Source organism: Billgrantia aerodenitrificans (assembly GCF_021404405.1).
Classification (GTDB): Bacteria; Pseudomonadota; Gammaproteobacteria; order Pseudomonadales; family Halomonadaceae; genus Halomonas; species Halomonas aerodenitrificans.
In genome coordinates, this window is sequence record NZ_JABFTV010000009.1 from 233,019 (window position 1) to 245,420 (window position 12,402).

At 65.8% G+C, this 12,402-nt stretch carries 11 protein-coding genes; 9 read left to right on the plus strand and 2 right to left on the minus strand.

Annotated features, from left to right (window positions below):
• Nucleotides 1–100: 100 nt before the first annotated feature.
• Nucleotides 101–1,360, plus strand: a complete 1,260-nt coding sequence (locus HOP59_RS17620) for a 6-phosphofructokinase (RefSeq protein WP_010629110.1) — start codon at nucleotides 101–103, stop codon at nucleotides 1,358–1,360.
• Between the two features lie 62 nt (nucleotides 1,361–1,422).
• On the opposite strand, the gene HOP59_RS17625 is transcribed toward HOP59_RS17620, so the two are convergent.
• Complete coding sequence (locus HOP59_RS17625) at nucleotides 1,423–3,078, minus strand: bifunctional protein-serine/threonine kinase/phosphatase (RefSeq protein WP_370542925.1); 1,656 nt, start codon at nucleotides 3,076–3,078, stop codon at nucleotides 1,423–1,425.
• A gap of 298 nt (nucleotides 3,079–3,376) precedes the next feature.
• Between HOP59_RS17625 and ppa the strand changes: the two genes are divergently transcribed.
• The 8 genes from ppa (at nucleotide 3,377) to purH (ending at nucleotide 12,129) form a co-directional block, all read left to right on the plus strand.
• Nucleotides 3,377–3,907 carry an inorganic diphosphatase gene (ppa, locus tag HOP59_RS17630; RefSeq protein WP_010629112.1) on the plus strand — a complete coding sequence of 177 codons (531 nt, stop codon included), beginning with the start codon at nucleotides 3,377–3,379 and terminating at the stop codon, nucleotides 3,905–3,907.
• 198 nt (nucleotides 3,908–4,105) lie between these two features.
• Entirely contained in the window at nucleotides 4,106–5,980 is a 1,875-nt protein-coding gene (dsbD, locus tag HOP59_RS17635) for a protein-disulfide reductase DsbD (RefSeq protein ID WP_234254820.1), read from the plus strand.
• 190 nt (nucleotides 5,981–6,170) lie between these two features.
• Nucleotides 6,171–6,635 (plus strand): acetyl-CoA carboxylase biotin carboxyl carrier protein, encoded by a 465-nt coding sequence (gene accB / locus HOP59_RS17640; RefSeq protein ID WP_010629115.1) that lies wholly within the window; start codon nucleotides 6,171–6,173, stop codon nucleotides 6,633–6,635.
• A gap of 27 nt (nucleotides 6,636–6,662) precedes the next feature.
• Nucleotides 6,663–8,003 carry an acetyl-CoA carboxylase biotin carboxylase subunit gene (accC, locus tag HOP59_RS17645; RefSeq protein ID WP_010629116.1) on the plus strand — a complete coding sequence of 447 codons (1,341 nt, stop codon included), beginning with the start codon at nucleotides 6,663–6,665 and terminating at the stop codon, nucleotides 8,001–8,003.
• Nucleotides 8,004–8,083: 80 nt separating this feature from the next.
• Nucleotides 8,084–8,998, plus strand: coding sequence for a 50S ribosomal protein L11 methyltransferase (gene prmA, locus HOP59_RS17650; protein ID WP_234254821.1), 915 nt, complete (start codon nucleotides 8,084–8,086; stop codon nucleotides 8,996–8,998).
• A 98-nt stretch (nucleotides 8,999–9,096) separates the two neighbouring features.
• Nucleotides 9,097–10,140, plus strand: a complete 1,044-nt coding sequence (dusB, locus tag HOP59_RS17655) for a tRNA dihydrouridine synthase DusB (RefSeq protein ID WP_234254822.1) — start codon at nucleotides 9,097–9,099, stop codon at nucleotides 10,138–10,140.
• On the plus strand, nucleotides 10,137–10,475 hold the full coding sequence (gene fis, locus HOP59_RS17660) for a DNA-binding transcriptional regulator Fis (RefSeq protein WP_234254823.1): 339 nt from the start codon (nucleotides 10,137–10,139) through the stop codon (nucleotides 10,473–10,475). Before dusB ends, fis begins: the two co-directional genes overlap by 4 nt.
• 73 nt (nucleotides 10,476–10,548) lie before the next feature.
• Entirely contained in the window at nucleotides 10,549–12,129 is a 1,581-nt protein-coding gene (gene purH, locus HOP59_RS17665) for a bifunctional phosphoribosylaminoimidazolecarboxamide formyltransferase/IMP cyclohydrolase (protein WP_010629120.1), read from the plus strand.
• A 183-nt stretch (nucleotides 12,130–12,312) separates the two neighbouring features.
• Here purH and HOP59_RS17670 read toward each other — a convergent pair.
• Nucleotides 12,313–12,402: IS3 family transposase (locus HOP59_RS17670; RefSeq protein WP_234253517.1), on the minus strand; the 90-nt coding region annotated here is incomplete at its 5' end.

Below are 12,402 nucleotides of genomic sequence, written 5' to 3' on the forward strand. Positions count from 1 at the left end.
CCGCCTCTCCAGCAGCGTGCAGGCTCGCCGCCTTTCGTCTAAAATACTTCGCCTTGTCGTCAAGCATGAAACGGACTTTTCCCAGGAGCCCCTACGCCCCATGGCCCAGCATAACGCCTTCTATGCCCAGTCTGGCGGTGTCACCGCCGTGATCAACGCCAGCGCCTGCGGCGTGATCGAAGCCTGCCGCCTGCACTCCGACCGCATCGGCAAGGTCTATGCCGGACACAACGGCATCATCGGCGCCCTGACCGAGGATCTGATCGACGTCAGCCAGGAGTCGGACGAGGCCATCGCCGCCCTGCGCCACACCCCCGGCGGCGCCTTCGGCTCCTGCCGCTACAAGCTCAAGGACATCGAGAGCCATCGCGCCCAGTACGAACGCCTGATCGAGGTGTTCAAGGCCCACGACATCCGTTACTTCTTCTACAACGGCGGCGGCGACAGCGCCGACACCTGTCTCAAGGTCTCGCAGCTATCCGAGAAGATGGGCTACCCGCTGACCGCCATCCACGTACCCAAGACCGTGGACAACGATCTGCCGATCACCGACAACTCGCCGGGCTTCGGCAGCGTGGCCAAGTACATCGCCACTTCGACCCTGGAAGCCTCGCTGGACATCGCCTCCATGTGCGCCACCTCGACCAAGGTCTTCGTGCTCGAGGTCATGGGCCGTCATGCCGGCTGGATCGCCGCCGCCGGCGCGCTGGCCGGCGAAGGTGAGGGCGAGCCGCCGCACCTAGTGATCTTCCCCGAAGTACCGTTCGATCGCAGCAAGGTGATGGCGCGGGTCGAGGAGTGCGTGGAGAAGTACGGCTACTGCGTGATCGTGGTCTCCGAGGGCGCTCGCTACGAGGATGGCACCTTCCTCGCCGATTCGGGCAATACCGACGCCTTCGGTCACCGTCAGTTGGGCGGGGTGGCGCCTACGCTGGCCGGCATGGTCAAGCAGGATCTCGGCTACAAGTACCACTGGGCAGTGGCCGATTATCTGCAGCGGGCGGCACGCCACCTGGCCTCGCGTACCGACGTGGAGCAGGCCTATGCGGTAGGCCAGCAGGCGGTGGAGCTTGCCGTTGCCGGCAAGAACGCCATGATGCCGGCCATCAAGCGGGTCAGCGACTCCCCCTACGAGTGGCGCATCGAGTCTGCCCCGCTGGCCGAGGTGGCCAACCGCGAGAAGTTCATGCCGCGCGAGTACATCCGTGAGGATGGCTTCGGCATCACCGAGGCATGCCGCCGCTATCTGTCCCCGCTGATCCAGGGCGAGGACTACCCGCCTTTCGAGAACGGCCTGCCCAAGGTGGCCAAGCTCAAGTTGGCCAAGGTGGAGCGCAAGCTGCCCGAATTCAAGCTCTGAGGCAGCTTCCCACCCAAGCAAAGAGCCCTGGCAACCGCCAGGGCTCTTGCGTTACGACCTCCTCACTTAAGCAGCCAGGAGAGCACCAGCAGCAACAGCAGTATGCCCGCCACTCCCTGCCAGAAGTTAGCTGGGTCGCGCAGGAAACGACGCGGGTCGCGGCGCCTGGGCTTGACCCGCCCGTCATGATGGCGCAGTGCATAGAGCAGCTCGGAGAGGCGCCGGAAGCGCAGCGAGCGCTGCGGATCCAGCGCCCGGCGCAGCGTATCGTCGAGCTGAGGTGTCACCTCCGGGTTGAACAGCCTGGCGCTGCGATAGTCGAGCTGTTCGAGGTCGGTATGGCTGCGCAGCCGGTCCGGCGTCAGCGTATAGGGCAGCTCTCCGGTCAGCAGCCAGTACACCGTCGAAGCCAGCGAGTACTGATCGCTGCGCCGCCCGACGCCGTCGTCCAGCGCATACTCCGGCGCACTGTGCTCGGACAGGCCGGTCTGGCGGGCCAGCTCACGGGAGCGTCGGTGTCCGTCCAGATCGCGCATGTGGCAGGCGCTGAAATCCATCAACACCACCTGGCCGTGGATATCGATCAGCACGTTGTCGGGATGGATGCGCTGATGCAGCACCTCGCGATGATGCAGCGCCTGGATCGCCTTGCCCAACTGCACGGCGATATCGAGGCGCTGGGCCAGACTGGCCTGCGGGTGGCGCCGGACCCATTCGGTGAGCGTCATGCCCTCCACGTAGGCCATCAGGTAGTAGAGATGGCGGCGCGGTCGCGAGGACTCCATGACCCGTGCCACGAACGGCGACTTGACGCGCTCCACTACCCACTGCTGCAACAGAAAGTGCTCGAGATAGGCATTGCGATTGGAGAGCTCAGGGCTGGGCGCCTTCATCACCATTTCGCGCTCGGTGCGCGTATCGCGCACCCGGTAGACCCGCGACTGCGCGGTGCGTGAGAGCACTTCCTGCACTTCCAGACCATCGATACGCTCGCCCGGGGCAAGCTCAGGGGGAATCGGCAGGTCGCCGTAGATGCGGCTGGGGTGATCGCGCTCCGCCTCCGGCAGCTGATCGATACGCACCAGTTGGAAGCAGAACTGGTCGGCACCGTAGCCGCGCTCCTGGGCTCGGTCGCGGGCCGCCGTCGCCAGCCGCTCGCAGGCGGCGTCGAGATCGCTGGCGTCCTGGCGAATCAGCCCCACGTAGTCGGACGGCATCAGGGTGCCGCGCACCGCCTGGGTGGTGAAGAGAAAGATATCGCCCTGCTTCAGCGGCAGCTGCAGATAATCGATGTCGATGCTGCCGTCGAGCCCGAGGGCACGCGACGGATAGCGGTAGCCGCCCAGATCGGTGATGTGGTCCCGCGAGAGCTGCTCGAACTCGGCGCCGCGCAGGCGGAAGATCAGCGTATCGCCCATGTGGAACAGATGGGCATCGCGCCCACGATAGACCATGGCCGACAACGACGCGACGTAGCTGCCGTCCTGGACGAAGGTGCTCTGGCTGTAGCACCAGCCATTGAGCGCACGCAGCACGCGGGTGGCCGAGGTCTTGACGTCCCAGTGATCCGGTGTGGAGAAGTAATCCGCCAGAAAGCCGCGCACGCTGAGGTCGCCGGCCTGCTTGGCAATGGCATTGCGCGAACTGGTATCGCTGATCACGGCGCACGCCCCTTTGGCGGAAAACTGTGCTGCCTGGTCGGGAATGCGCACCGACATGGAGCTGCGATGACGTCTCCGGTCGGGGGCCACGAAGGCCTGCCCGACGCTCAACGCCAACCGATTGGCCGACAACACGCGCTCATTAGAGATATCGTCGCTGATCACCGCTCGCTCCACATGACTGGCCGAACCGCCCGACGTCGGCCATCATACACGCTTGTGGCCGACACAACCTGTCAACCAAAGCCCAAACCGGGCCGGCTCTCACCTATGTCGCATTGGTAATCCTCACAGCAGCTCCGTATAATTCTGCGCATTTTGCGGCCTCAACTTTTCGCCAACGAAGGAAGCGACGATGAACTTCGACCACATTCCCGCCGGCAAGGACCTCCCCAATGACGTCTATGTCGCCATAGAGATCCCTGCCAACCACGCTCCGATCAAGTACGAGATCGACAAGGAGATGGGCGCCCTGCTGGTGGATCGCTTCATGGCCACCCCGATGTTCTACCCGGCCAACTACGGCTTCATCCCCCACACCCTGGCCGACGACGGCGACCCGCTGGACGCCCTGGTGGTCACTCCCTACCCGGTCCAGGCCGGCAGCATCATCCGTGCCCGTCCGGTCGGCATCCTCAACATGACCGACGAAGCCGGCGAGGACGCCAAACTGGTGTGCGTACCCCACGCCAAGCTGTCCACCCTGTACGATGACGTTCAGGAAGTCGCCGACCTGCCGGAACTGCTGCGCCAGCAGATCGCCCACTTCTTCGAGAACTACAAGGATCTCGAGAAAGGCAAGTGGGTGAAGGTGGAGTCGTGGGAAGGCGCCGATGCCGCCCGCAAGGCCATCGAGAAGGCCGTGGCCGCCTACGAAAAAGCCTGAACCTAGCCAGCTCTGCCGCACGGGCCGCCCTATTGGGGCGGCCCGTTCGTTTTCCTGCGACATCGGAGCGCAGGCGTAAGGTTCTAACACCGCCGACGACTGAGGTATTCTAAGGAAGCCATCAGCTCGCCGGGAACTCGGCGTAACGCGCCCGGGTCCTTGTAACACCCGGCTACGTTTCGATAAGGAACCTCTGCGTTGACTCACCGCCATCTCGCCATACGCCTGATCTGCACCCTGCTGCTGTGGGTGCCGCTGGTCGCCCAGGCCCAGTGGTTCTCGTCGTCTTCCGGCAACCAGAGCGACTTCCTGCCGGTGATGGAGGCCTTTCAGCCCAGCGCCTGGCACGACGGCGACACCCTCTATATCGGCTTCGAGAATGCCGAGGGCTACTACCTCTACCGCCACCAGCTCGGCGTCGAGAGTCGCGACGATGCCTTCGAGATCGGCGAGCCGGAGATCCCCGCAGGCGAGTTCAAGAGCGACGAGTTTCTCGGCGACGTCTACGTCTTCTACGACCGCGTGGTCTTCGAAGCGCCGCTGCAAGGAAGCGCCGAAGGCCCGCTGGACATCACGGTACGCTTCCAGGGCTGCGCCGATGCAGGGCTGTGCTACCCGCCGGAGCGGGTCGAACTCCAGGCGCCCGCCAGCGCCATGCCGGCCGCCTTCGTCGGCTGGCGTGACGGTAACGGCGACGGCTCGGGCGGAAGTGCCATCGCCACGGCTGCTACCACTTCGCCCGCTCTGCAAAGCCAGGACGGTCGTTTCAGCAGCCTGATCGGCGAGGCCAGCCTGCCCATGGTCCTCGGCCTGTTCTTCCTCGCCGGGCTGGGCCTGACCTTCACCCCCTGCGTGCTGCCGATGGTGCCGATCCTGTCGTCGATCATCGTCGGACAGAACCCGACACGGCCACGCGCCTTCGCCCTTTCCGCCAGCTATGTGGCCGGCATGTCGCTGACCTACGCCCTGGTCGGCGTGCTGATGGGCCTGTTCGGCGCCGGTCTCAACCTGCAGGCGCATCTGCAGTCGGCCCCGGTGCTGATCGTCTTCGCTCTGCTCTTCACGCTCTTCGCACTCGCCATGTTCGGTACCTTCGACCTGCGCCTGTCGCCACGCCTGGCGGGACGCGTCGACGCCTGGCAGGCGCGCGCCCAGCGCAGCGGCCCCCTGGGTCTGGCCGGTGCCGGTTCGCTGTCGGTGCTGGTGGTCTCGCCCTGCGTCTCGGCACCGCTGGCCGGCGCTCTGGTGTTCATCTCCTCCACCGGCGATGCCATGATGGGAGGCGCCGCCCTGCTGGCGCTCGGCCTCGGCATGGGCGTGCCGCTGCTGCTGGTCGGCACCTTCGGCGCCACGGCACTGCCGCGCAGCGGCGCCTGGATGAACGGTGTCAAGATCGCCTTCGGCCTTCTGCTGCTGGGCGTCGCCGTGTGGTTGATCGAGCGGCTGCTTCCTGCTTCCGTCAGCCTCCTGCTGTGGGCAGCCCTGGCCATTGGCAGCGCACTGGCACTTGGCGCCCTCTCGCTCAATCAGGCTCAGGGCTGGCCGCGAGTACGCCAGGCCGGCGGCCTGCTGTTGCTGGCCTGGGGCATCGCCCTGGTGTTCGGTGCTGCCATGGGTGGCAGCGACCCGCTGCGTCCGCTGGCCGCCCTGCCCAACGGCTCGGGTACCGTCGAAGCGCCCCCGGTCACTACCGTGGCGGATCTCGAAGGGCTGCGCAGTGAGCTGCGCGCGCGCTCAACCCAGGGCCAGCCGGCCTTCGTCCACTTCACCGCCGACTGGTGCATCTCCTGCAAGCAGATGGAACGCCAGGTCTATCCCGACCCGCGGGTCGCCGAGCCCTTGGCGCAGTTCGCCCATATCTACGTCGACGTCACCCGCACGGATAGTGCGACCCGTGAACTTCTCGACCACTTCGGCCTGTTCGGCCCGCCGAGCCTGCTATTCTTCAGCGGGGAAGAAGAGGTCCGCGAAGCGCGTATTCAAGGCGAGGTGCGGGCGGGCGAACTCGCCAGCCACCTGCAGGGCCTGCTCGACTGGCTCGAAGGCCAGGCTTCCGCTCCTGAAGCATCCTGACTCCCCATGACGTAACCGAACGCCGTTCGACCGGCTGGACATCCCCGCGGATTTTAGGCACACTCCGCCAACAACGCTCTTTGAGGCCGATAGCGTCGGCAATGTTCACCATCTTGTCGCGATCTATCGAAAGTTGGCTGGGGTTAACAGCGCCCTGCCAGCGCCATTTACCCACCGGTCGAGACTTAACATGGATATCCGTAAGGTCAAGAAGCTGATCGAGCTGCTCGAAGAATCCAACATCAGCGAAATCGAGATTCAGGAAGGCGAAGAGTCGGTGCGTATCAGCCGCCACCCCAACGGGGTGAGCTGGCCCCAGCCTCCCATGCCCCAGTATGCGCCCGCTCAGGCCATGCCCAGCCAGCCGGCACCCGCTTCCGCTTCCGGCCCTGCCGAAGAAGCACCTGCGGCCGCCTACCAGGGTCATGCGCTGACCTCGCCCATGGTCGGTACCTTCTATCGCAGCCCGGCGCCTGGCTCCAAGCCGTTCGTCGAGATCGGCCAGAGCGTGCGTAAGGGCGAGACCGTGTGCATCGTCGAAGCCATGAAGATGATGAACCAGATCGAGGCCGATCGTGACGGCGTCATCGAGGCCATCCTGGTCGAGGACGGCGAGCCGGTCGAGTTCGACCAGCCGATGCTCGTCATTTCCTGATCTTTCACCGACACTGGCGGACTCCCTATGCTGGACAAGGTTCTCATCGCCAACCGCGGCGAGATCGCCCTGCGAATTCTGCGTGCCTGCAAGGAGCTGGGCATCAAGACCGTCGCGGTACACTCCAAGGCCGACCGCGAGCTGATGCACGTTCGCCTGGCCGACGAGGCCGTATGCATCGGCCCGGCCCCCTCGGCACAATCCTATCTGAACATTCCGGCGCTGATCAGCGCCGCGGAAGTCACTGATTCCAGCGCCATCCACCCCGGCTACGGCTTTCTCTCCGAGAACGCCAACTTTGCCGAGCAGGTGGAGCGCTCCGGCTTCGTCTTCATCGGCCCGCGTGCCGAGACCATCCGCCTGATGGGCGACAAGGTCAGCGCCATCGAGGCCATGAAGAAGGCTGGCGTGCCGACCGTACCCGGCTCCGACGGGCCGCTGGGTGACGACGAAGGCGACAACATGGCCATCGCCCGGCGCATCGGCTATCCGGTAATCATCAAGGCCGCCGCCGGCGGTGGCGGACGCGGCATGCGCGTGGTGCACACCGAGGGGCACCTGCTCTCGGCGATCACCGTAACGCGCACCGAGGCCCACGCGGCCTTCGGCGACGGCACGGTCTATATGGAGAAGTTCCTCGAGCGCCCGCGCCACGTCGAGGTTCAGGTGCTGGCCGACGGCCAGGGCAATGCCATCCACCTGTATGACCGCGACTGCTCGCTGCAGCGCCGCCACCAGAAGGTGCTGGAAGAAGCGCCAGCACCGGGCATCGACCCGAAGGCCCGCGCCGAGGTGCTCGAAGCGTGCCGCCAGGCCTGCCTCGAGATCAACTACCGCGGCGCCGGCACCTTCGAGTTCCTCTATGAGGACGGCCAGTTCTTCTTCATCGAGATGAACACCCGCGTGCAGGTGGAGCACCCCGTCACCGAGATGGTGACCGGCGTGGACATCGTGCGTGAGCAACTGCGCATCGCCTCGGGCTTGCCGCTGTCGATCCGACAGGAGGACGTCAAGATTAACGGCCATGCCTTCGAATGCCGCATCAACGCCGAGGATTCGCGCACTTTCATGCCCTCTCCCGGCAAGGTCACGCTCTACCACCCGCCGGGCGGCCTGGGCATTCGCATGGATTCGCATCTCTACACCGGCTATACCGTGCCGCCCCACTACGACTCGCTGATCGGCAAGCTGATCACCTGGGGCGACAGCCGCGAGATCGCACTGACGCGCATGCGCAATGGCCTCGACGAGCTGCTGGTGGAAGGCATCAAGACCAACACCGACCTGCACAAGGACCTGGTCCGCGACGGCCATTTCCAGCAGGGCGGCGTCAACATTCACTACCTGGAGAAGAAGCTCGGCTCCTAGGAAGTTCGCTTCCCGGTCCGAACATCGCTCCCGGCGGGGTGGCCAAGGCCACCCCGTCTGCGTTAAGCACGGAGATTGCCATGCCCTGGCTGCAACTCAAGGCCTATGTCGCCCCGGAGCAGGCCGAGCTGCTCGAAGAGCTTCTGCTGGCCGAAGGTGCCACCGCCATCACGCTGCAGGATGCCCACGACGACCCGGTATTCGAGCCCGAGCGCGGCACCACGCCGCTGTGGAACGAAACGGTGCTGACGGGGCTCTACGACGATCTCGAAGGCCTCGAGGCCATGCTCGAGCGCCTGGCCGCCGCCTGGGCCGAGAGCGTGCCCGACGAGCCCTGTCCGGTCATCGAGCACGAGCTGCTCGCCGACCGCGACTGGGAGCGCGAGTGGATGGAGGACTTCAAACCGCTGCACATGGGCCAGCGGCTGTGGATCGTGCCCAGCTGGCACGAGCCGCCCGACCTCGATGCCGTCAACCTGCACCTGGACCCCGGCCTGGCCTTCGGCACCGGCACCCACCCCACCACGGCCCTGTGCCTCGAGTGGCTCGATGCGCTGGCGCTGGAAGGCGGCCTCGACGGCATCGAGCTGCTCGACGTGGGCTGCGGCTCCGGTATCCTCGCCATCGCCGCGCTCAAGCTCGGAGCGGCAATGGCCACCGGCACCGACATCGACCCCCAGGCGCTGCAGGCCAGCCGCGACAATGCCATACGCAACGACGTTGCCGAGCACGAGCTGACGCTCTGCTATCCCGAGCAGCTCGACGTCGGGCGCCGCTTCCCGCTGGTGGTGGCCAACATCCTGGCCGGCCCGCTGGTGGAGCTGGCCCCGACCATTGCTGGGCACGTCGCCCCCGGCGGCCGCCTGACATTATCCGGGATTCTCGCAGGCCAGGCCGACGAGGTGCTCGACGCCTATCGCGAGCAGGGGTTGGCGATGGATGAGCCGCAGGTTCGCGAGGGCTGGGTGCGCCTCAGCGGTCGACGTCCGGCTTGAGCCCGTTGACCGCCAACCTCACTTGGCCACCATCGTGACCTTCACCCTGCCCCTTCGGGGGCGTATCATATGCAGCCCCTGGTTCACTGAGCCGCCCCATGCCCGATAGTCGCCCACTGCCACAGATCGGTCGCCACCGCCTGCCCAACCGGGTCATCCTGGCCCCCATGGCCGGCGTCACCGACCGCCCTTTCCGCCAGCTCTGCCGCCGTCTGGGGGCCGGACTGGTGGTGGGCGAGATGGTCACCTCCGACCCGGCACTGTGGAATACGCGCAAGTCGCGCCAGCGTATGGACCATACGGGCGAGCCGGGGCCGCGTGCGGTGCAGATCGCTGGCGGCGACGCCGACATGCTGGCCGAGGCCGCGCGACTGAACGCCGCACAGGGCGCCGAGATCATTGACATCAACATGGGCTGTCCGGCGAAGAAGGTCTGCAACAAGGCCGCCGGCTCGGCCCTGCTGCGCGACGAAGCGCTGGTGGCGGAGATCCTCGACGCCGTGGTTGCCGCGGTCGAGGTGCCGGTGACGCTCAAGATCCGCACCGGCTGGTGCGCCGACAGCAACAACGGCGTGCGCGTGGCACGGCTGGCCGAAAGCGCCGGTATTCAGGCGCTGGCGGTACATGGCCGTCATCGTCAGCAGCGCTACCAGGGTGAAGCGGAATACGACACCATCGCCGCCATCAAGCAGGCGGTGAGCATCCCGGTCTTCGCCAACGGCGATATCGACTCTCCACGCAAGGCGGCCGAAGTTCTGGACTATACTGGTGCGGATGCGGTGATGATCGGCCGCGGCGCCCAGGGCAACCCCTGGATTTTTCGCGAGATCGACCATTACCTGCGCTACGGGCGCACTTGCCCGCCTCCCGACATGAACGAGCGCGCCGATGCCCTGCTGGGCCATGTCCGTGCCCTGCACGACTTCTACGGCCACTACATGGGGGTGCGCATTGCACGCAAGCACCTGGGTTGGTATCTCGCTGCCGACCGCCGCTTCGACAGCGACCGGCAGCGCGAGCTGCGGGCAGCCTTCAATGCCCTGGAGCAGCCGAACGAACAGTATGACTTCATCGACGATCTGTTTTCCCTCGAGGGCGCAACCGGCCTTTCGTGGGCAACGAATGGAATCAGTGCCGCATGAACCGTGAAGTTTTCGACCCCAATGCCAATCTGCCAGGCCTGGAGGCTAGCGCCTTGACCGGCCTGCCCGAGCTCGGCAGCCTCACCACGCCGCCCAATACGCTGGGCGAACAGCCCCTGCGCGAAGCCGTTGACGCCGCCATGCGACGCTACTTCGACCACCTGGACGGCGGTACCGTGACCGACCTCTACGCCATGGTCATGGCCGAGGTCGAGGCGCCGCTGCTGGCCAGCGTGCTGGAATACACCCAGGGCAACCAGACCCGCGCCGCCGAAATGCTCGGCCTCAACCGCGGCACCCTGCGCAAGAAGCTCAAGCAGCACGACCTGATCTGACACCGCCGGGCGACGCTCCCTGAACGGCCCGGCCCCTTACACATCCACTTCCGACAGAGAGTTGCACCGCACCATGGCCCAAGCCTCCCCCACCCCGGTACGCCGCGCCCTGATCAGCGTCTCCGACAAGACCGGCATCGTCGACTTCGCCCGCGGCCTGAGCGAACGCGGTGTCGAGCTGCTTTCGACCGGCGGCACCTTCCGCCTGCTGCAGGAGAACGGCATCGCCGTTACCGAGGTGTCTGAGCACACCGGCTTCCCCGAGATCATGGACGGCCGCGTCAAGACCCTGCACCCGAAGATCCATGGCGGCATCCTGGGTCGCCGCGGTCAGGACGACGCGGTGATGGTCGAACACGGCATCGCGCCCATCGACATGGTAGTGGTCAACCTCTACCCCTTCGCCCAGACCGTCGCCAAGCCGGACTGCACCCTGGAAGACGCCATCGAGAACATCGACATCGGCGGCCCGACCATGGTCCGCGCCTGCGCCAAGAACCACGCCCACACCACCATCGTGGTGGATGCCGGCGACTATGAGCGCGTGCTGGCCGAGATCGACTCCCAGAGTGGCGCAGTAAGCCATGCCACCCGCTTCGACCTGGCAGTGAAGGCCTTCGAACACACCGCCGGCTACGATGCCGCCATCGCCGACTACCTGGGCCAGCGTGTGCCCGGCGGCGAGGATGGCTTCCCGCGTACCTACAACGTGCAGTTCGTCAAGAAGCAGGCCATGCGCTACGGCGAGAACCCGCACCAGAGCGCGGCCTTCTACGTCGAAGCCGACGCCCGCGAGGCAAGCGTCGCCACCGCTCGTCAGCTGCAGGGCAAGGAGCTCTCGTTCAACAACGTGGCCGACACCGACGCCGCCTTCGAGTGCGTCAAGAGCTTCACCGACATCGCCTGCGTGATCGTCAAGCACGCCAATCCCTGCGGCGTAGCGGTAGGCGCCTCGCCCCGTGAAGCCTACGACAAGGCCTTCGCCACCGACCCCACCAGCGCCTTCGGCGGCATCATCGCCTTCAACCGCCCGCTGGACGCCGAGACCGCCCGCGCCATCATCGACCGCCAGTTCGTCGAGGTGATCATCGCCCCCGGGGTAGAGGAAGCCGCCCGTGCCATCGTCGCCGAGAAGCAGAACGTGCGCCTGCTCGACGTCGGCGACAACTGGCCCGGCGAGCGCGAGCACGCCCACGACTTCAAGCGCGTCACCGGCGGGCTGCTGGTCCAGGACCGCGACCTCGGCATGGTCGGCCGCGACGAGCTGACCGTGGTCAGCGAGCGGGTGCCCAGCGAGCAGGAGATGCGCGACCTGGCCTTCGCCTGGAAGGTGGCCAAGTACGTCAAGTCCAACGCCATCGTCTACGCCAAGGACGGCCAGACCATCGGCGTCGGCGCCGGCCAGATGAGCCGCGTCTACTCGGCCAAGATCGCCGGCATCAAGGCCGCCGACGAGGGCCTCTCCGTGCCCGGCTCGGTGATGGCCTCGGACGCCTTCTTCCCCTTCCGCGACGGCATCGACGCCGCCGCAGCGGCCGGCATCACCGCGGTGATCCAGCCCGGCGGCTCCATGCGCGACCAGGAAGTGATCGACGCCGCCAACGAAGCGGGCATCGCCATGGTGTTTACCGGCATGCGCCACTTCAAGCATTAAAGACGCTGGATCTCGGTCATGCGTCGTTGAAAGTCGCCTCAACATGCTCATTTGCAAAAGCAAACTCCGCTGTTTCGCCGACTTTCGCCTAGCCTGACCATCGCCCAGCCGTCTTCAAGCAAGTCAGTTACGAAAACCCCGTCGGCCAGGGCTGAACTGACCCCCAATAGTTGGACGGTTCATTCAGCCGGCGCCCACGGCCTGAGTCCTGTACTGTACGGGGCTCAGGCCTTTTAGTCTCTGCTTCATCCGGTGATGGTTGTAATAGTGGAT

Excerpts from the sequence above, each read along its gene's own strand:
- accC (WP_010629116.1), top strand. The coding sequence starts at position 6,663 with ATGCTGGACAAGGTTCTCATCGCCAACCGCGGCGAGATCGCCCTGCGA.
- ppa (WP_010629112.1), top strand. The coding sequence starts at position 3,377 with ATGAACTTCGACCACATTCCCGCCGGCAAGGACCTCCCCAATGACGTC.
- prmA (WP_234254821.1), top strand. The coding sequence starts at position 8,084 with ATGCCCTGGCTGCAACTCAAGGCCTATGTCGCCCCGGAGCAGGCCGAG.
- dusB (WP_234254822.1), top strand. The coding sequence starts at position 9,097 with ATGCCCGATAGTCGCCCACTGCCACAGATCGGTCGCCACCGCCTGCCC.
- fis (WP_234254823.1), top strand. The coding sequence starts at position 10,137 with ATGAACCGTGAAGTTTTCGACCCCAATGCCAATCTGCCAGGCCTGGAG.
- purH (WP_010629120.1), top strand. The coding sequence starts at position 10,549 with ATGGCCCAAGCCTCCCCCACCCCGGTACGCCGCGCCCTGATCAGCGTC.
- HOP59_RS17625 (WP_370542925.1), bottom strand. The coding sequence starts at position 3,078 with ATGTCGGTGCGCATTCCCGACCAGGCAGCACAGTTTTCCGCCAAAGGG.
- accB (WP_010629115.1), top strand. The coding sequence starts at position 6,171 with ATGGATATCCGTAAGGTCAAGAAGCTGATCGAGCTGCTCGAAGAATCC.
- HOP59_RS17620 (WP_010629110.1), top strand. The coding sequence starts at position 101 with ATGGCCCAGCATAACGCCTTCTATGCCCAGTCTGGCGGTGTCACCGCC.